This is a genomic window from Arcticibacter svalbardensis MN12-7, assembly GCF_000403135.1.
Lineage (GTDB): Bacteria > Bacteroidota > Bacteroidia > Sphingobacteriales > Sphingobacteriaceae > Arcticibacter > Arcticibacter svalbardensis.
In genome coordinates, this window is record NZ_AQPN01000053.1 from 1 (window position 1) to 1,227 (window position 1,227).

Sequence of the window (1,227 nt, forward strand, 5' to 3'; positions counted from 1 at the left end):
GTTATATCAAGGTTTAAATTATAATATATTCTTCAAAGCATGATAATTCTAGCACGTTTTCAGGAGAATGCTTCTGCTGTTTAAATAGCAAAGTATTGTTAAATACACTTCACTTTGCAGTCTCGACCGATTGAATGTAAGTGTTTGCAGACTGGATTATTTCTTTCGGATAGTCGAAGTATTCTAAAAGTTTTATTGCATTTCTTGTACTAAGTATCCCTTTCTTAATCTTATGATCAAAATGTAAACCTTGATCACTCACTTCCTCTGCGAAGTAATATGATTCATAATTGACGTTTAATAACTTTGAAAGTTCAAGATCATGAGTTGATACCATAACAATATTATTTCCCTTGCTTAAATAATCTGAAACGGCTTGCCCAGCAGCGATCCTTTCATTAGTGTTAGTACCCTTAAAGAGTTCATCCATAACAAAGAGATTCGCAAACTTGCTATCATCAGAACGTTCGATAAAATTATAAACAGATTCTAGCTCTTCCAAATAGTAACTCTTGCCTAGCAGTAAGCTATCAGCTATTCCAATTGACGTTGATACATCTAGGAAATTTGCTCTATAGAATTTAGCACAAACCGTATAAATTGATTGAGCAAGTATCACGTTAACTGCAACTGTTCTTATAAATGTGGTTTTACCCGACATATTGGATCCTGTAATTAATACATTTTTTCCATTTGTATCCAAGCTATTAGGTACACAGTCATCAATCAAAGGATGTATCATATCTTCAGTTTTTACCCTAATCAGTTGGTCAAATTCTGGAGTACAGTAATAATCTAAACCAGCGCGATATGAAGCAATTGAGATACTTGTATCAATTAATCCAATGTATTTGAATAAATCATGTATTTCTTGACGAGAGGAATCAGCAATCTTTACACACTTGTCGAGAAGATTAACTTCCAATAAAAAAGTTATTTTAATGTATTCCACAAGTAGCCAGATAAATGAAGAAAATTCATTCTGTTCCTGCTTTTCACTTGCTAATAAAAATTGATATAATCCTAAATTACTGAACTTTTTATGTGCCTTTCCTAGATCAAAATAATTTAAGGCATCATCTAGATTCGCTATTTTTTTAGCATAATCGCTTAATGCTTTTATTTGAATGAATGGAGTTATTAAAAAACTCACCTTTGGCTTATTTCTATAATGAATAATGAGGTTAATTATAAAAAACACTGGTATCAGAAGGTAAAATTGCTTAT

General features: G+C 31.5%; 1 protein-coding gene. It reads right to left on the bottom strand.

Going from position 1 to position 1,227, the window contains the following annotated elements; translation table 11 throughout:
- Positions 1–109: 109 nt before the first annotated feature.
- On the bottom strand, positions 110–1,227 hold a 1,118-nt coding region (locus tag ADIARSV_RS06765), incomplete at its 5' end, for a MutS-related protein (RefSeq protein WP_040299326.1).